A 17,742-nucleotide genomic window follows, 5' to 3' on the forward strand; every position below is an offset into this window, starting at 1 on the left:
TCTTGCCCCATGCGGGCCATACACTGCAGCGCAAGGAGAGAGCATGTACGTTGGCGTGGATTGTGGAACGCAAAGCACCAAGGTGGTGATCGTCGACGTCCAGCGCGCGGCGATCCTGGGCGAGGCCAGCCGCCCGCATCATCTGATGGAAGGTGACGGCGGCCGACGCGAACAGGACGTGAACGAGTGGACGCAGGCCTTGACCGAGGCGTTTCACGAGGCGGTCGCCAAGGCCGGGATCCAGGCGCGCGAGATACGCGCCATCGGCGTCTCGGGGCAGCAGCACGGCATGGTGGCCCTGGACGCCGACGGCCTTCCGTTGCACCCCGCGAAGCTGTGGTGCGATACCGAGACGGCGCTTCACAACGAGGCGTTGATCGAGCAACTCGGTGGCCGCGAGGGCTGCCTGGACAAGCTGGGCCTGGTGCTGCAAACCGGTTACACCGCCTCGAAGGTGGCGTGGCTGCGGGAGACGCATCCCGAGGCGTATCGGCGCATCGACACCTTGCTGCTGCCCCACGATTACCTCAACTTCTGGCTCACCGGCGAGCGTGTCGCCGAATGCGGCGATGCCTCGGGCACCGGCTATTTCGACACGCGAGCGCGCGAGTGGCGACTCGACGTGTTCGAGACGCTGGCGCCGGAGCTCTCGCCGACGCGGGTGCTGCCTCGTCTGATCGACTCCCGCGAGCCGGTGGGCACGGTGCGTCCCGACCTGGCCCGCGAGCTGGGGCTGGCCGATGACGTGCTGGTGGCCAGCGGGGGCGGCGACAACATGATGGCGGCGATCGGTACCGGTAACATCGCGCCCGGCATGGTGACCTTGAGCCTGGGCACCTCGGGGACCGTGTATGCCCATTCGGACGCCCCGGTGGAAGCGGAGGACGCCCAGGTCGCCAATTTCTGCGCCAGCCACGGTGGCTGGCTGCCGCTGATATGCACCATGAACGTCACCTCGGCGACGACCAAGGTACGCGAGTTGCTGGGGCTCGATCTGGAAGCCTTTGGCGAGTGCGTGGCCAGGGCGCCGCTGGGTGCCGAGGGCGTGATGGCCTTGCCATTCTTCAACGGCGAGCGCGTGCCGGCATTGCCGCATGCCTCGGCCAGTTTCGTGGGCATGACGAGTCTCAATACCACGCAGGACAATCTGTGCCGAGCGGTAGTCGAAGGGACGACGTTCGGGCTACGCTATGGGTTCGAGCGATTGGGCGATCTGGCATCCCGGGCCAGCCAAGTGCGTCTGGTCGGTGGTGGCGCCAAGAGTCCGGTATGGCGCCAGATCGTCGCCGATGTCTTGGATGTCGACGTGATCTGTCCCCGCATCACTGAAGCCGCCGCACTGGGCGGGGCGATTCAGGCCGCATGGTGCGATACCCTGGCACGCGGGACGGGCGAGTCGCTGTCGGCGCTTACCGAACGGCTCGTCGAGGTGGATCTCGACACCCTCACCCGCCCGCGTGGCGAACCGGTGCGCCGTTATCAGGAACTTTACCAGCGTTACCGTCAGGCGCTGGCCGAACGCTACGACGTCGCGCCATGAGACGCGACCCATGACCCTTTTCGTTACAGGACATTTGCCATGACGCAACTCGAGGCTCTCAAGCAACTTTCGATGGTGGTCGCCGATACCGGCGATCTCGAGGCGATCAAGCGCTATCAGCCGCACGATGCCACGACAAATCCTTCGCTGATCCTCAAGGCCTTCGAGCTGCCCGGCTATCAAGCGCTGATCGACGAAACGCTGGCGCAGGTCAAGGCCGATATCGCAGATCCCCAGGCCCGTGTCGACGAGGCGGTGGACCGTCTGTCCGTGGCCATGGGCAGCGAGATCACGCAGCTCATTCCGGGGCGCGTGTCCACGGAAGTGGCCGCCAAGCTGTCCTTCGATCGCGAGGCGAGCATCGCGAAGGCACATCGTCTCATCGAGCTTTACGAACAGCGCGGTATCGGCCGCGAGCGCGTGCTGATCAAGCTGGCATCCACCTGGGAAGGCATCCGTGCCGCCGAGCAGCTCGAGAAGGAAGGCATTCAGTGCAACCTGACGCTGCTGTTTTCCGAGGCGCAGGCACGGGCCTGCTTCGACGCCGGGGTGTATCTGATCTCGCCCTTCGTGGGCCGCGTCACCGACTGGTACAAGCAGAAGACCGGGCAGGAATACACGCCGGAAGAAGATCCGGGCGTGGTGTTCGTGCGCAAGGTCTGCGACATCGCCAGCCGCTACCGCTACGACACCGTGGTCATGGGCGCCAGCTTCCGTACCAAGGGCCAGATCCTGGGGCTGGCCGGCTGCAATCGCCTGACCATTTCGCCGGCACTGCTCGAGGAACTCGAGAGTGAGGAAGGCGACATCGAACGCAAGATCAGCGATGTCGGGGACGCCAGCGAGCGCCTCGCGCCGATCGATGAAGCCGCGTTCCGCTGGGGGCTCAATCAGGATGCCATGGCGACGGAGAAGCTCGCCGAGGGCATTCGCCGCTTCGCCGACGATCAGGCGACTCTAGAGGAGAAGCTCGCCGCGCGCCTGGGATGACGCGCCATCGCGTTGCGTGAAGACAAGAAGGCCGGCGAATGCCGGCCTTCTTGCGTTTCACGGGGGCACAATGCGGCGGATGGCCGGGCCACGGTACCGGTCCGCATCGTCGCCCAGACCGCTTGACGCTCGGCGGTCACCGCTTGGGGCCGATGCAGTAATATTGGGTTTCCAGATATTCTTCCATGCCGGCATGGGCGCCTTCGCGGCCCAGTCCCGACTGCTTCACTCCCCCGAAGGGGATGTGCGGTCCGGTGATGTCCATGGTATTCACCCCGACCATGCCGAACTCCAGATTGCGCAGGAACTTGCGGATGCGGGCATCGTCCTGGGTGTACACGTACGAGGCGAGACCGTAGATGGTGTCGTTGGCGGCGGCGATGACCTCATCGTCGTCATCGAAGGCACGGATGGCCGCCACCGGAGCGAATGCTTCCTCGACGGACACGCGCATGTCGGTCGTGAAGTCGGCCACCAGCGTGGGCATGAAAAACCGGGCGCCGGGGGCCTCGCCTTGATCGCGGCCGATGACGCGTGCGCCCTTGTCCCTCGCGTCGTCGACCAGCGCCCGGGCTTTCTCGACCGCGTCGCGGTTGATCAGCGGCCCGATCTCGTTGTCTTCATCGAAGCCGTTGCCCACGTCCATGGCATTCATGCGTTCGGCGAAGCGCTGGATGAAGTCTTCATAGCGTGAGCGATGCACGTAGATCCGGTTGGCGGCGACACAATCCTGACCGCTGGTCTGGAACTTGGCCGCGATCGCCCCGTCGACGGCGGTCTCCAGGTCGACATCGTCGCAGACGATGAACGGTGCGTTGCCGCCGAGCTCCATCGCCGTGCACTTCACCGTATCCGCACTCTGACGCAAGAGTTGCCGCCCCACCTGGGTGGAGCCGGTGAACGACAGGGCGCGTACGCGATCATCGGCACACGCGGTGTCGGAGAAACGCTTGCCGGCGCAGGTCAGCACATTGAACTCGCCGTTCGTCAGCCCGGCGCGTTCGGCCAATACGGCCAGGGCCAGGGCACTGAAAGGGGTCTGGCTGGCAGGGTTGACCAGCGTGGTGCAGCCTGCGGCCAGGGCGGCCCCGGCCTTGCGCGTGATCATCGCCAGTGGAAAGTTCCACGGCGTGATGATGGCGGCCACGCCCACCGGCTGTCGGGTCGTGCCAATCGCGAATGCCGGGTCTTCCGGCGGCAGGGTCTCGCCGGTGGCGCGGCGTGCCTCCTCGGCGAACCAGCGCAAGAAACTTGCGGCATAGTCGACCTCACCACGGGCTTCTGCAAGTGGTTTGCCCTGCTCCAGGGTCATCAGGCGGGCAAGCGCTTCGGCATGCTCGTGCATGCCTTCGTACCATGCCAGCAGTTTGTCGGCGCGCTCGACCCCCGAGGTACAGCGCCATGTCTCGAAAGCGCGCGACGCTGCGTCGATCGCTTCTTCGACATGGGGGGATTGAAGTTCCGGTACGTGACCTATCACCTGTTCGGTCGCCGGGTCGCTGACTTCCCGACGGTCGTCATCGGGGGCGCCGGTCCAGCGGCCACCGATGAAGGCTTGTTCACGCATCAATGCTTTTTCATCGCCTTCCATAGCAATACTCCCGAAAAAACGTTGGCTGACGCTCATGACGCTACGCTCCAGGACGGCACAGGCTCAAGCGCCATCATGTATGGCCATCGTTACCAGTGAATACGTCGGTAATGAATGTCGCAACCTCGTGCACGGCACTTTTCGGTGATGGTGTGTGCACGGTTCGATTTGAGGAGGCCGACATTCGCCGGCCTTGTTCGCTTGGCAGGTGGGTGATGGGGCTCAGCCTTTCCAGACCTCGGCGAGAATTTCGTACGAACGGCGGCGGTCCTCGTGGTCGTAGAAATCACCATTGATCATCAGTTCGTCGGCCTGGGTGTGCGCGAGCAGGTTCTCGAGTTCGTCCCGGATCGTCTCGGGACCACCGACGATCGCCGCGCCGAGGTTCTGGCTGACCATGGCGCGTTCCTGCGGCGACCAGTCGAGCGACTCGACAGGGGGCAGGGTGCGCGTGCTCTTGCCGCGTATCAGGTTGAGGAACTTCTGCTGCTGGGTGGTGGCCAGGTAGTGCGCATGGGCGTCGTTGTCGGCGGCAACCAGGGGGATGCCCAGCATCACGTAGGGGGCGTCCAGTACCTCGGAGGGCTGGAACGTCTGCCGATAGAGGTGGACGGCTTCCAGCATGTAGCCGGGCGCGAACTGGCCGGCGAAGGCGAACGGCAGCCCGAGCTGCGCGGCGAGCCGGGCGCTGAAGTCGCTGGAGCCCAGCAGCCAGATCGGCACGTGCGTCCCCTGGCCGGGAATCGCCTTGACTCGCTGATCGGGCAGGGCGTCGCCGAGGTAGCCGCGCAGTTCGGCCAGGCGGTCGGGAAAGTCACTGACGCCGGCACGTGGATTGCGACGCATGGCCTGCATGGTCACACCGTCGGAACCGGGGGCACGCCCCAGGCCGAGATCGATGCGCCCGGGATAGAGCGTTTCCAGGGTGCCGAATTGCTCGGCGACCACCAGCGGCGGATGGTTCGGCAGCATGATGCCGCCGGACCCCACGCGGATGCGTTGCGTCTTGCCGGCGACATGACCGATCAGCAACGATGTGGCGGCGCTGGCGATGCCGTCGATGTTGTGATGCTCGGCCAGCCAGTAGCGATTGTAGCCCAGGGTGTCGGCGAGCTGGGCGAGATCGACCGTGCGCTCGAACGTTTCGGCGGCGGTACCGTCGCGGGTGATCGGGGCCAGATCGAGAACGGACAGGGGGATTTGCGAGAGTCGGCTCATGGGAACCTCGAGGGAGAAATGAGTGAGTCGTTAGTCGGCTCAATATTCATCCACTCTTGGGGCATGGGCGCGACAACTCAACCCCGGCCACGATTCGGTCATTCCAGCGCGTCGAGACGTTGACGGATCTGCTCGCGCCGTCCCTGATCGGCGGTTTCCCGCCCCGACCGGGACGGGGCTTTCATGGCCTTCTCCAGCGCCTGGCGGGCCGCGGCGTCGTGGCCCTGCGCGTGCAGGAAGTCGCCCCAGAAATAGAGCGGATCGATGCCGTCGGGGTCGATGGTCAGGGCCTTTTGCAGCATGGCTTTCGCCTTGTCGTCGTCACCGAAGCCGATCGGCCAGCCGGGGACCTGATAGTAGAGCGCCCCGAGACTGGTATAGGCCGAGCCGTCGAGGGCGATGTCGTCCAGTGCCAATGCCTTTTCCAGATCGCTCTTGGCCTCCTTGGCCAGCGACAGCGCGCCCAGTCCGCCCTTGGCGCCGGCTTCGCTGCTGCGGATGATCCCGGCCCAGATGTAGAGTTCGGCCGCATCGGGGTGGGCGTCGATCAACGCCCGGGCGCGCTGGTAGAGCTGATCGAAGCCGTCGGCGCGCCGGCGCTCCGGCGTCTGGTACTGGATCTGCGCCCAGCGGCTCTGCAGTTCGTGGACACCGCCGGCGACGGTGTCGCGCATCGCCGAAGCGGTGGGCGTGAGCATTGATGTCAGGCCGATGAGGAAGATGATGGTCGCATAGCGACGCGCGTGACGAGCCATTCGGGAAGTCGCGGACATGAGCGGTCTCCGGGAGTTGTTGCCGCGCGTCAGGCGCGGCCGGCGAAGCGTTGGATGGTGGCGAGCTGGCGCCGCAGTGCCCGGTCGACGACGCCGGGTACCACGGCATTGAGACGCACGAAGAGTCGCTCCGGCCAGCCCAGATGGCGCTCGACGGCACGCTGCTCGACCGCGCGGAGAACCGCGTCGGCGACCTGCTCCGGGCTGTCCATGGCGTTGCCCAGTTCGGCGTTGAGGGTATCGACCGTGACGTCGTTCATCGCCGTGCGGGTGGCCCGCGGAGCGACGTAGTGCACGTGGACCCGGGTGTCGGCGAGCTCGCGACGCAGGGCCTGCGAGAAACCGCGCAGTGCGGCCTTGCTGGCGCAGTAGCTGGCGTAGCCGGGGTAACCGATGGCGCCGAAGGTCGAGCCGAGATTGACGATCCATGCCTCGTCGTCGGCCTTGAGCAACGGCAGCATGGCCTGGGTGAGCTGCAGGGTGGCGGTCACGTTGAGCGCGATCATCTCGCTCACGCTCTCTGGAGGCTGGGCGTCGAACAGCCCGAAGTGATTGACTCCGGCGGCGTTGATCAGCATGTCGATGTCGAGCTCGCGGGCGGCTTCGACCAGGCGCTGGCGGGCGTCGGTATCGCACAGGTCGACGGCTCGCCACTCGGCGGGCACCGGCAGCTCGTCGGCCAGTGCCTGCAGTGCCGTCGGCTTGCGACCTGCCAGCAGCAGTCGCGCGCCCCGGCGCGCCAGGGCCAGCGCCAGGGCACGGCCGATCCCGCCGCTGGCTCCCGTGAGAAGGATGCGCCGTTCAGACCAGTGCATGGGCGAGCGCCTCCGTGGCAGGGCCTTCGCTGGTCTCCAGCCCGCGAAACATCGCCCCGTAAAGCCGGTAGACCATGTTGGCGGTGTCGATCACCGCCTGCAGGTCGCCGTCGTCGTCGAGGCGATCGATCAACCCCTCGAAGAACGCCAGATGGCCGATATCGAGATCGCCGTGGGACTCGAGATAATGGAAGGCGTCCCCGGACAGTCCGAGGCCTTCGCGGATCGCCCCGGCGGCGCGGGTGGCCAGTGCGGTGCTGGTGCCCTCGAGAACGAAGACCATGCCGAAGAACCCCACCGGATTGTCGTGGCCGATGACGTCGCGCACGTAACGCACCATCAGTTCGGTGGCCGGCGCCGGTCGGCTGGCGGCTGCGTGGTCCGGGTCGCCGCCGGCGGCGCGAATGTCGTCGAGGATCCAGCGCTGATGGCCGTACTCCTCTTCGATGTACTCGACCAGGGCGCCGCGAAGCCATTCAAGGCGCTCGGGAAGCCGTGCACCGCATGCCATCATCAGCGGCACGGTGTGCTTGACGTGGTGGTATGCCTGGCCGAGAAAGGCCAGGTATTCGTCCCGGCTGATATGCCCGTTCAGGGCGCGCTGGATGATCGGGGTGTCGAGCAGCCAGGTGCGTGACTCGACGGTGGCCTGCTGGAGATGGCGATAGGCGCTCATGGTGTCTCCTTCGGGGAATGATGGACGGGAACGGGAGTGGCGATACTGTCGAGCGGGTCCTCGAGCCAGTCGCGATGACGGGCGGCCAGCGCATCGCGACGCAGCCGGCCATTGGCGGTGGTCAGACCCTCGGTGGCGGTGAAGGGGCCGGCACGGCGCCAGTGCGTGATGCGTGCGTAGTCGGGAAGGCGAGCATTGGCCGCAGCGACGGCATCCTCGAGCTGCGCAGCGTCGATATTGTCATGCGCCGGCACCAGCAGGGCGCGGTTGGCGGGCAGTGCCTCGCCGTGGACCCAAGCCTGGGCGATGGCCGGCTCGGCGGTGAGTTCGGCCTCGACCCAGGCGGGGTCGACGTTGCGCCCATAGGCGGTAATGAAGCGTTGATGGCGGCGCCCGGTCAGGACCAGACGTCCGTCTTCCCAGCGTCCCAGGTCACCGGTGGGCCAGAGCGTGGGGGGGCGGCGCGGAATCGCCGAGATAGCCGAGCATCGTTGTGCCGGCGACATGGATCTCGCCATCCGCGTCGAGCGTCAGGCGCGCATGGGGCAGCGGTCGGCCCACACTGCCGGGACGGTTGTCGCCAGGGCGATTGAGGGTCACCACCGAGGCGCACTCGGAGAGGCCGTACCCTTCGTAGATCGGCCAGCCGGCGTCGTGCGAGGCCTCGAGAAGGTGCGGCGAGACCCGGGCGCCGCCCACGGCGATGAAACGCGCCTCTGGAGGCGGCGAAAGGCGTGAGGTGGCGAGCAGTGCTTCCAGCAACTGCGGTACCAGGATCAGGCTGTGGGGCCGGTATGCCTCGAGCTGGCGACGGGCCCCGGCGACATCGAAACCGCTGGCGCCCTGCCAGCCGAGCGCGGCCAGGCCGGGCAGTATGCTGCGCGCGCCCAGCCACAGGGGAGCGTAGAGACCGCCGATGTTTTCCAGCAGAGTGGCCAACGGCAGCATGGCAAGATGGCGCGTCGCACCGCACCCGGCGGCGACCTCGGCCAGGCTTTCGGCGGTGCGCAGTTGCGTCTCGGCGTTCAGGCAGACGCCCTTGGGGGCACCACTGGTCCCCGAGGTGAAGGTGATCTTGACGGTGCTGTCTGGCACCGGCGGTGCGCTGTCGATACGTCGGCGCCACAGCGTCGCATCCGGCCCGCGGGCAAAGCCCAGCGCCTGACCGAGCTCGGCTGGGCCGATCAGCGCGTCAAGCCCGGCGCGCTCGACGATGTGGGCCTGTTGCGATGCCGAGAAGAACCCGGGCAGCGGGACGTTGATGCTGCCGGCGAACAGCAGTGCCAGGTCCCACAGCGCCCAGTCGATGCCGTTGTCCAGCGCCAGGCCGACACGCCTGGCGCCCGCGGCACGCAGTCGGCTGGCACGGGTCTCGACTTCATCATGCAAGTCGGCGTAGGTGAGTCGGCGCTGCGCGCTCTCCAGGGCCACTGATGACGGCCATGCATGCGCCAGGGTCGCCAGGTGACGATAAAAGCGTTCCGTCATCATGGTCGCGTTCATCCTCGTGCCTGCGCGATGGAGGCGGACGCCCCGCCCGAGCGCATGCCCGTCCGGCGTGCCGGGGGCAGCGTCACGATGGCCTGGCTGGGCGCGCCACTGCCGAGCAGTTGCCAGGCCCGACGCAGATCACCTCCCATGACCTGCGGTGCGTGGGTGTAGTAGCGGCCCCAGGCGTGACGTTGCTGGCCCAGTCGCGCCGGGTCGGCCTCGGCCAGCGGCCACGCTTCCAGGCCGAGTCTGTGAAACGCGTTGCGGACTTGTGTGGTGGCGGTAAAGGTCAGCCACTGCATCCCTTCGTCGATCAGGGTGCCGATCAGCATGACGATCAGCGGACGCAGCAGGCCGGGGCGTAGCGTGACGAGGTTGCCGACTTCTATCACTTGGTGACGTGCGATGCAGGGGACGCCTGCTACCTCGGCAAGGCGTCGCTCGATGGGGGCCTCGAGGTAGCGCTCCAGGAATAGCGATGCATGACCGGCATTGCAGAGCCCCAGTGCGGCCAGGAGCTCCTCGTCGCGCCAGAGGCCGAAAAGGCGTGGCTGGAAGTGGGTCAGGGTGGCGCCATGCTCGCGGGCATAGCCATCGGCGATGAAGGCCTCCAGCGTGGTGCGCTCGGCGATATCGGCCTCGCGCCAGACGTGGGGCGGTCGCGCGACGGTGGTGAAACGGGGGCTGCGTGGTTCGTGCATCACTTTCTACCCTCGACCAAGGAAGTCGAGGGTAGCGTTGCATCGCCACGCTTAACGCTTGCTTAACATCATGTACGACTTGCCGGCCGAAGGGCGTTTATGCCGTGACCTGCAGGTAGGCCCAGACGCCGAAGAGTGCCACCCCCAGCAGGCCGATGGGGCGTGCATGGCGTCGCCACAGGGACATGGCTGCGTCACCCGCCAGATGGACCAGGACGGCAAGACCGAAGTAGCGCAGACCTCGCGCCAGCAAGGCGGCGAGCATGAAAAGCAGGAACGGGTAGCCGCTCGAGCCGGCAGCGAGCATGGCGATCTGGAACGGGATGGGAATGATCCCCACGGCAAGGACCGCCATGAAGCCATCGCTTGCCATTCTGGCCTGGAAGGCCGCGTAGGCATCCTGTCCGCCGAACCACGGGATCAGCGTGCCTCCCCAGGTTTGCAGCGCCCATGAGCCCAGTGCATAGCCGACGGCGGCGGCGCACAGGTTGCCGGCCAGTGCCACGCCTGCCAGGCGCCATTTGCGCCGGGGCTGTGCAAGCATCCACGGGATCAGGATGGTCTCGATGGGGATCGGGACCAGCAGCGTCTCCAGCACCGAGGCCAGAAACAAGAGCGGGAGGGCGTGCCGGGAGTGCGAGAGTCGGTCGAGCCAAGCTGTGGCTGACGCCAGGCGTGTCGGTGGTGGCATAAGGCTTTTTAATGAAAATTAATGAGTTATCTGATTAAATATAAACGGAAGTTATGGTTGTGCTGTGTGGAGCATGCCATTGTCGTCGAATGGTCTCATGTTCTCGGCTTTGGTACTCACATGCATTGCAGACCTGCCGAGCACGGTGATAAGAAGCCCGAAAGGCATGGAATATCGCCTTGTGGGTGACTCAAGAGGATAGCAGCATGGCCAACAATGGAAGGCAACGCGTATTTATCGTCTCCGCCTTGATCGTCGCGGTTCTCGTCGCCATCGGGGCGGCGTTTCCCGAGCGTTTCGGCAGCGCGGCGTCGTCGGCATTATCCGGCATTTCGCACTATTTCGGGTGGTTCTACCTGTTTTCGGTGTTCGGGTTCGTGGTGTTCTTGCTGACGCTGGCGTGCAGCAAGTATGGCAAGATTCGGCTCGGCCCCCAGGACAGTTCGCCCTCCTACAGTTTCTTCTCGTGGGTCAGCATGCTGCTGGCGGCGGGGTTCGGCGTCGGCCTGGTGTTCTACGGCATGGCCGAGCCGATGACGCACTTCCTCGAACCGCCCTACGGTGATGTGGAAGGCGGTACCGAAGAGGCGGCACGCTATGCCATCCAATACAGCTTCTTCAACTGGGGCATTCATCAGTGGGCCGCGTTTTCCGTGGTGGGGCTGATCATTGCCTATTATCAGTTCCGCAAGGGCCAGGCGGGGCTGGTCTCCAACGTGCTTTCGAGCATGACCGCCAAGCGTCCCAAGATGCGCAAGCTGGGACCGGCGCTGGATGTCTTTGCCGTGGTCGCGACGGTGATGGGGGTGGCGACCTCCATCGGTCTGGCGGTGCTGCAGATCAACGGCGGCCTGCATGCGGTCTTCGGTGTCGAAGAGGGCATGACGTGGCAGTTCATCATCATGGGGGCGATGTTTTTGTGTTACATGGCCTCCACCTGGTCGGGGCTGGACAAGGGCATCAAGCGCCTTTCCAACCTCAACATGGCGCTGTGCTTCGCGTTGATGTTCTACGTGCTGTTCACGGGCCCCACCGTGGCCATTCTCGAGACCATCACCCTGGGGATCGGCGATTACCTGCAGAACATCGTGGGCATGAGCCTGCGGGTCGCGCCGTATAGCGACAACACCTGGGCCAGCAACTGGACGATCTTCTATTGGGCCTGGGTCATCGCCTGGTCGCCGTTCGTGGGCACCTTCGTGGCGCGCGTCTCGCGTGGGCGCACCATCAAGGAGTACGTGTTCGGCGTGTTGATCGTGCCGCCGCTGCTGGCCTGCCTGTGGATCGGGGTCTTCGGCGGCGCGGCGCTCAACATGGAGCTCACCGGCGACGTGGGACTGGCCTCGGCCACGGCAGACAACATCACGGTGGCGCTGTTCCGGATGTTCGAGCTGATGCCGTTCTCCAATGTGCTGTCGGTGGTGGCGCTGTCGCTGATCTTCATTTTCCTGGTGACCTCGGCGGACTCGGCGACCTATATCGTGTCGCAGATGACCGATGGCGGTTCGCTGAATCCGCCGCTGTTCAAGCGGGTGATCTGGGGGGTACTGATCGCGGCGATCTGTCTGACCCTGCTGATTGCCGGCGGGTTGAATGGCCTGCAATCGGCGGCGGTGCTGGCGGCGTTACCCTTCACCTTCATCCTGTACGGCATGATTGCCGTGCTGGTGAAGGAATTGCGCGCCGATCGCAAGGCGATGCTGACATCGCTTTATCATCGTCATGGGGAAACGCCGGTAGGCGCCGATGCCTTCGAGGCGGAAACGCTGGCGGAAGCCGAGCGGTACCGGCGTGCACCGAACGTGGTCAACCGGCGCATCAATACGCGCGACGGTACCTGAGGAACGCGCTCGATGGTGGCGAACGCCCGGCTTCGGCCGGGCGTTTTGCGTCGTCCTCTGGTGGAATCGGACCTCAGCCCTTATCGTTAGTCGGATCGTTCAGCACGGAGTCACGTATGCCCATGGCCAAAGCAAGCCGGCGTCAGCGCCATGGCGCCACGCGTCGTCTGGAGGCGCGCGGCGGCAGGTGGCGTTCGCGTCGCGGTTTCGATGCCTGGCTTGACCGGCTGGTGAGTGGTGCCGTGCTCACGGCGCTGCTGGTCGGCGTCCTGGCATTGCTCGTGACGCTGATATGGGGGTGATCAGGTGCGCATCTTCGATGCCGGCGCAATGCCGAAGTAACGCGCGAAGATCCAGGTGCCGACGCCCCAGGCGCCATTGACCAGAAAGCCGATGGGGAACCCCGCAAGATTGAGACCGCGCCCCTTGAGCGGGAAGACGATGAACAGGGCCACCAGCGTCAAGGCGATACCGCCGAACACGAGGCCTTTCCACCACCCTCCGTGGCTGATGCGATAGCGCAGGAACAGCCACAGCATGACGATGCCCCACAGGCCGCCCCAGAAACTGGCCGACAGCCATTGCGGCACACCCAGCGGTGGCACCGATGTCGTGCTGTAGGGCGCGAAGGGCACGATCGCATAGGCATGCAGTAGCCCGGCCATCGGCTGGTGGAAACAGAGCACGGCGAGAAAGCCGGCGACGAAGGCGAGCGGAATCCAGCGCGGCATGGTGGCATCTCCTCGAGGATAGGGTGCATTCAGTGTCGCTCAAATTCTCGCAGTGCACCGCCACAATCGTCGCGTTGCCCGTGGCGTTCGCTACACTGGTGACGTTGCATCGACCGGGAACCCGCATGAAGCCTTCGCTTGCCACACTGGCCCTCGGTGGCGTGGTAATCGCCCTGGGCATCGCCCTGGACAAGGGGCTCTGGACGATCCCGCGTGAATGGAATCCCTTCCAACCCCTGTATCTCGAGGATCCGCTGACGCCAGTGACACAGTGGAAGCTCGGCCGCCTCGCGGAGGATCGCCAGGCATGCCTGGCCACGCTCGAGACGGCGCGACCGGGGACGCTGGCCTACACGCCGCTGGAGGATCATACCCCCGTGGCGGGGTGCCCGCTCGACAACGTGGTGCGCGTCCGGCGCGCCGGGGTCGATTTCAATGCCAGTTTCGTGGCCAGCTGCCCCCTGGCGGTGGCCTGGACGCTCTTCGAGCGACACCGCTTGCAGCCCGCCGCCCGGGACGTGTTCGGTGAGCCGGTTGCGTCGGTGCGTCACTTCGGCAGCTTCGCCTGTCGCAATATCTATCATCGCGACAACGCGCGACGCAGTCAGCATGCCACGGCGGAGGCGCTCGACGTGGCGGCCTTTCGCCTGGCAGACGGGCGGCGCATCGTCTTGCTGGACGACTGGGAGGGCGACGATTCGGCGGCCACGTTCCTGCGCCGTGTGCGCGATGGCGCCTGCGACGTCTTCGGAACCACACTGGGGCCGGACTACAACGCGGCTCATGCCAATCATTTTCATCTGGGCATGCAAGGGATGTCGCTTTGCCGCTGATCGCGGCGAAGGCGGCATGCAGGGCAGATTGGGGCGTTGCCATGTGCGCGATGGCGTATGAATGTGCCAAACTGGGTTCGATCATCTCAGCGTTACGTTTTGTCAGGAGACAGCCATGCGTATCGACGTGCAAGGCATCATCGATGGCCAGCCCATCCCGGGGCGCTTCGCGTTCGCCGTGCCCGATCCCGATCAGCACATTCGCTTCAGCGACAATCGTAACCCGGGGGTTCGCTGGCACGATGTCCCCGCCGGGACCCGCAGCCTGGTGCTGCTGGTGGTCGACACGGATGCGCCCTCGGACCCCAGCGACGTGAATCAGGAAGGGCGCAGCGTGCCTGCCGAGCTTCCCCGTAGCGACTTTTATCATTGGGTACTGATCGATATTCCTTCCGAGGTGACGGAAATCCCCGAAGGGGAGGACGCCGACGGTGTCGTGGCCAAGGGCAAGGCGCCGGGCCCAACGTCTCAGGGCGTGCGGGGCATCAACAGCTACACGGATTTCTTCATCGACGACGAACAGCTCGAAGGCATCTATGGCGGCTACGACGGCCCTTGCCCGCCGTGGAACGATAGCCTGGTGCACCGCTACTATTTCACCGTCTATGCACTGGACGTCGCCTCGCTGGAACTGCAGGGCGAGTTCACCGGCGACGAGGTTCTCGAGGCCATGCAGGGGCATGTCCTCGATCAGGCCAGCGTGATGGGCACCTATACCCTCAACCCGGCGCTTGCACGCTGAGCGCCATGACAGGATGACTCACGGAATGAGACGAATACGCGCCCTGTGTGGGCTGATGCTATGGGGCGGGCTGCTGAGCGGCTGCCAGATGTTGCCGCCGGGGGAGCCGACGCAACCCGTCGAGGTCGAAGAGGCCGGGCAGCCGGCGGCGGATGTCGTCGAGCGTCAGGTGGACTTTCCCGCCGCTGAATATGCCAAGCTGGAGAAACACGGTTCCGCGACCCTCAAGGGTCGGTTGCGTTATGCCTCATCGCAATACGGCCTGGTGGCGGGCAAGGGCGAAACCGTATCGATCGCGCCGGCCACGCGCTATTCCGCCGAAGCCGCCGAGGTCGCGCTGGCGGGCAAGCGCATCGAGCCCGCCGACCCGCGGGCGCGCGAGTATACCCATTATGCCGAGACCGACGGCCAGGGATACTTCGAGGCCACCGGCATTCCCGCCGGCGTCTTCTATGTCGCCGGCAGCGTGCGTCTGCCGGACGGTTCGCGCAGCCCGCTGATCCTGAAACAGATCGAAATCGGCAAGGGCCAGACCCGCGAGATCGACCTGCGCCGCTGACGCCACCCCAGGGCGTTGCGCGATGCATGCCATGCCGACATGAAAGGGCCCTGCCGATACGGCAGGGCCTTGATGCGTGTTCCACTGCCCTCGAGCGGGCACGACCCGATCACGGACGTTAGCGCGAGTGCGTGGGTGTCTTCTTGTAATGTCCGGGGACGGTGACCCGCTCGCCGTTCGGTAGATCGCGAACGTAGGTCGGAACGTAGACACGTTTGATGACACTCTTGGCTTCCGCCATGATTCGGCCTCCTGTGAGTTCGATACCTTGTACGCTACGCCGGTTGCGGATTGGAATCAATCCCATCGCCGGGGTGGCATGGTGTGTCCGAGCGCCGGGCCGTTTGCCCGAAGCGGGCATGGAACCAGTCGTCGCCGAGCGAGGGAGTCATGAAACCATTCAAGTCGCGTGCCCTGGAGTACCTCGATGCTGCTGTTCATCATGGGTCTCTCCGGCGTGCCGCCGCTCAACTCGGGGTCAATCCCTCGGCGCTGAGCCGTCAACTGCGCGCCCTGGAAGAAGAATTGGGCACACCGTTGCTGGTGCGGACGTCGCGTGTCGCGCTGACGCCGGCAGGAGAGCTGGTGCTGCAACATTACCGGGACCAGCGTGCCGCCGAACGTGCCACGCTTTCGCGTTTGCAGGCCTTGCAGAATCTGGAGCGCGGCGAGGTGCGCATCGCCGTGGGCGAGGGGTTCATCGCCGATCTGATCTCGGCGCCGCTGCAGAACTTCCTTGCCACCTATCCGGGGCTGGAGATCGAAGTCAGCATGGCGGGACTGACCGAGGCAATCATGCTGGTCAAGGAAGATGCCGTGGATCTGGCCCTGCTGTATGCGCCTCCCGATGATCCGCACCTGGTCTCGCATATCGACAGGCGACAGCCGCTCGACCTGATCATGCCGGCCGAGCATCCCCTGGCGCGTTCACCGACACCGCTGCCGCTTGCGGATATTGCCGACCATCCGCTGGCGTTGATCGACGGCCACACCGGCATGGGCCAACTGGTCGATATGGCGCTTTATGCGGCACATCTGTCCTACCGGCCGAGGATGAAGACCAATTCAGTCTCGGTTCTCAAGAATTTTGTGCGTTCGGGCTTGGGCGTGACGTTCATGCCGGAGCTCACGGTGCTCGAAGAGATCCATGAGGGCAGTATCGTGGCGCGCGAGGTCGATGCCAGCGTGCTGCGTGATGCCAGGGCGCGAATCGTCACCCGGGCGGAACGGCCGTTGACGATCGCGGCGCAGGCCTTCATCAAGCACTTGCGCCGCAGCATGCGCTTTTTCAGCGCCGATGCGCCGCGGGTTCTGGACACGCAGACGTTGCCTTGAAAGCAACACTCAATCGCTTGAAAGGTCAACAACGCAACGGCTAGCGTTGGCATGTCGTCGTGGTTCGACACCGATCCCTCTCGACTCTGCATAACAACAAGGAGACATCCATGCGTATCCTCACCCCGCGCAACGTCCTGCTGGCCGCCGTCACGACCGGCATGATGGCCACCGTGAGCCTGGCCAATGCGGCGACCACCCTCAATCTGAGCTACAACGGCCCCCCCGATACCGACAAGAATGCCGTGCACCTCTTTGCCAGCAACCTCAAGCGACTGGTAGAGGAGAAGACCGATGGCGACATTCAGCTCAAGCTTTACCCCAACTCCATGCTCGGCGAAGAGCAGGAACGCATGGAGCAGGTCATCAATACCCCGAGCTTGAACATTGCATCGTTCGCCGGCCTGTCGCCGATCGTGCCGGAGATTTATGTCAGCGCGATTCCCTTCTTGTTCGAGGACTATGAAGCCGCCCACCAGTTCTTCGACGAGGGCGATTACTGGAACAAGGTCGAGGATACTCTCGAGGAGCGTACCGGCGCCGAGCTGCTCGGTGTCATCGAGGAGGGCGGCTTCCTCGACTTCACCAACTCGAAGCGTCCCATCAGCAGTCCGGAGGATTTCGAGGGCCTGCGCTTTCGTGCCATGGACCCCAGCCAGGTAGCGCTTTACGAGGCCTTTGGTGCCTCCGGCACGCCGATCCCCTGGACCGATACCTACATGGCGCTCAAGACCAACGTCGCCGATGGCCAGATGAACCCGCCGATGTACATCATCATGGGCAGCCTCTACGAGGTGCAGAAGTATCTGACACTGGCCAATGTGCAGTATTCGGACCAGTTCTTGATTGCCAACGGCGAATGGTACGACGACCTTTCCGAAGAAAACCGCCAAGCGATCGAGGCGGCTGTCCAGGAAGCCAGCGAGCTCAACCGGGAAGATGTCGAGAAGCGGGTCGACGAGCGCATCCAGTTCCTGGCCGACCAGGGCATGGAAGTCATCGAGCCCACCGAGGATGAGCTTGCTGCCTTCCGCGAGAAGGGGCAGCCGGCCTATATCGAGTGGCTGACGGACGAGCAGGGCATTGACCGGGCATGGATCGAAATGGCCCTCGAAGATGCTGGGCAGAGTGACCTGCTCGCCAACTGAGGTTTTCTTCCTTCACTTCCTTGAGGCGCGTGTCGCGATCGGCAGGTAGTCGGTCGCGACACGCGGG

19 protein-coding genes are annotated in these 17,742 nt (G+C 64.9%); 9 read left to right on the top strand and 10 right to left on the bottom strand.

The features are described from left to right. Positions 1 to 43: 43 nt before the first annotated feature. Both xylB and tal read left to right on the top strand, forming a co-directional pair. Positions 44 to 1,540 (top strand): xylulokinase, encoded by a 1,497-nt coding sequence (gene xylB, locus CSAL_RS03335; RefSeq protein WP_011505952.1) that lies wholly within the window; start codon positions 44 to 46, stop codon positions 1,538 to 1,540. Positions 1,541 to 1,579: 39 nt separating this feature from the next. Continuing rightward, positions 1,580 to 2,530 (top strand): transaldolase, encoded by a 951-nt coding sequence (gene tal / locus CSAL_RS03340; RefSeq protein ID WP_011505953.1) that lies wholly within the window; start codon positions 1,580 to 1,582, stop codon positions 2,528 to 2,530. Positions 2,531 to 2,666: 136 nt separating this feature from the next. Here tal and CSAL_RS03345 read toward each other — a convergent pair whose 3' ends face one another. The 9 genes from CSAL_RS03345 to CSAL_RS03380 form a co-directional block, all read right to left on the bottom strand. Next, on the bottom strand, positions 2,667 to 4,157 hold the full coding sequence (locus tag CSAL_RS03345) for an NAD-dependent succinate-semialdehyde dehydrogenase (RefSeq protein ID WP_244846470.1): 1,491 nt from the start codon (positions 4,155 to 4,157) through the stop codon (positions 2,667 to 2,669). Between the two features lie 186 nt (positions 4,158 to 4,343). Continuing rightward, on the bottom strand, positions 4,344 to 5,339 hold the full coding sequence (locus CSAL_RS03350) for an LLM class flavin-dependent oxidoreductase (protein WP_011505955.1): 996 nt from the start codon (positions 5,337 to 5,339) through the stop codon (positions 4,344 to 4,346). A gap of 98 nt (positions 5,340 to 5,437) precedes the next feature. Next, on the bottom strand, positions 5,438 to 6,112 hold the full coding sequence (locus tag CSAL_RS03355) for a tetratricopeptide repeat protein (protein ID WP_011505956.1): 675 nt from the start codon (positions 6,110 to 6,112) through the stop codon (positions 5,438 to 5,440). A 29-nt stretch (positions 6,113 to 6,141) separates the two neighbouring features. Further along, positions 6,142 to 6,927, bottom strand: a complete 786-nt coding sequence (locus CSAL_RS03360; RefSeq protein ID WP_011505957.1) for an SDR family oxidoreductase — start codon at positions 6,925 to 6,927, stop codon at positions 6,142 to 6,144. Further along, entirely contained in the window at positions 6,914 to 7,603 is a 690-nt protein-coding gene (locus tag CSAL_RS03365) for an iron-containing redox enzyme family protein (protein ID WP_011505958.1), read from the bottom strand. The genes CSAL_RS03360 and CSAL_RS03365 overlap by 14 nt, the downstream gene beginning before the upstream one ends. Next, positions 7,600 to 8,109 (bottom strand): acyl-CoA synthetase family protein, encoded by a 510-nt coding sequence (locus tag CSAL_RS17625; protein ID WP_222832146.1) that lies wholly within the window; start codon positions 8,107 to 8,109, stop codon positions 7,600 to 7,602. The genes CSAL_RS03365 and CSAL_RS17625 overlap by 4 nt, the downstream gene beginning before the upstream one ends. Further along, entirely contained in the window at positions 8,036 to 9,094 is a 1,059-nt protein-coding gene (locus tag CSAL_RS03370; protein ID WP_222832147.1) for an AMP-binding protein, read from the bottom strand. The genes CSAL_RS17625 and CSAL_RS03370 overlap by 74 nt, the downstream gene beginning before the upstream one ends. Before the next feature lie 8 nt (positions 9,095 to 9,102). Further along, on the bottom strand, positions 9,103 to 9,795 hold the full coding sequence (locus CSAL_RS03375) for a thermostable hemolysin (protein ID WP_011505959.1): 693 nt from the start codon (positions 9,793 to 9,795) through the stop codon (positions 9,103 to 9,105). Between the two features lie 97 nt (positions 9,796 to 9,892). Beyond that, on the bottom strand, positions 9,893 to 10,408 hold the full coding sequence (locus CSAL_RS03380; RefSeq protein ID WP_244846473.1) for a YqaA family protein: 516 nt from the start codon (positions 10,406 to 10,408) through the stop codon (positions 9,893 to 9,895). A 284-nt stretch (positions 10,409 to 10,692) separates the two neighbouring features. Between CSAL_RS03380 and CSAL_RS03385 the strand changes: the two genes are divergently transcribed. Together CSAL_RS03385 and CSAL_RS03390 are read left to right on the top strand one after the other, a co-directional pair. After that, positions 10,693 to 12,327, top strand: a complete 1,635-nt coding sequence (locus CSAL_RS03385) for a BCCT family transporter (protein WP_011505961.1) — start codon at positions 10,693 to 10,695, stop codon at positions 12,325 to 12,327. Positions 12,328 to 12,449: 122 nt separating this feature from the next. Continuing rightward, positions 12,450 to 12,629, top strand: a complete 180-nt coding sequence (locus CSAL_RS03390; RefSeq protein ID WP_244846476.1) for a hypothetical protein — start codon at positions 12,450 to 12,452, stop codon at positions 12,627 to 12,629. On the opposite strand, the gene CSAL_RS03395 is transcribed toward CSAL_RS03390, so the two are convergent. Then, the gene (locus CSAL_RS03395) at positions 12,630 to 13,058 is read right to left on the bottom strand and encodes a hypothetical protein (RefSeq protein ID WP_011505962.1); all 429 of its coding nucleotides are present in this window, start codon (positions 13,056 to 13,058) and stop codon (positions 12,630 to 12,632) included. It abuts the gene before it with no gap. Positions 13,059 to 13,183: 125 nt separating this feature from the next. Between CSAL_RS03395 and CSAL_RS03400 the strand changes: the two genes are divergently transcribed. From CSAL_RS03400 to CSAL_RS03420, 5 genes are all read left to right on the top strand, one after another. After that, positions 13,184 to 13,891, top strand: coding sequence for an extensin-like domain-containing protein (locus tag CSAL_RS03400; protein ID WP_011505963.1), 708 nt, complete (start codon positions 13,184 to 13,186; stop codon positions 13,889 to 13,891). Positions 13,892 to 14,006: 115 nt separating this feature from the next. Then, a complete protein-coding gene (locus CSAL_RS03405; RefSeq protein ID WP_011505964.1) occupies positions 14,007 to 14,633 on the top strand; it encodes a YbhB/YbcL family Raf kinase inhibitor-like protein in 627 nt (208 codons plus the stop codon). 25 nt (positions 14,634 to 14,658) lie between these two features. Continuing rightward, positions 14,659 to 15,192 carry a hypothetical protein gene (locus tag CSAL_RS03410; protein WP_011505965.1) on the top strand — a complete coding sequence of 178 codons (534 nt, stop codon included), beginning with the start codon at positions 14,659 to 14,661 and terminating at the stop codon, positions 15,190 to 15,192. Positions 15,193 to 15,582: 390 nt separating this feature from the next. Continuing rightward, positions 15,583 to 16,527 (top strand): LysR family transcriptional regulator, encoded by a 945-nt coding sequence (locus tag CSAL_RS03415; protein WP_011505966.1) that lies wholly within the window; start codon positions 15,583 to 15,585, stop codon positions 16,525 to 16,527. A 110-nt stretch (positions 16,528 to 16,637) separates the two neighbouring features. Beyond that, entirely contained in the window at positions 16,638 to 17,675 is a 1,038-nt protein-coding gene (locus tag CSAL_RS03420) for a TRAP transporter substrate-binding protein (protein WP_011505967.1), read from the top strand. Positions 17,676 to 17,742: the final 67 nt, after the last annotated feature.

Origin of the sequence: Chromohalobacter israelensis DSM 3043, from assembly GCF_000055785.1 — a bacterium.
GTDB classification, from domain to species: Bacteria; Pseudomonadota; Gammaproteobacteria; order Pseudomonadales; family Halomonadaceae; genus Chromohalobacter; species Chromohalobacter israelensis.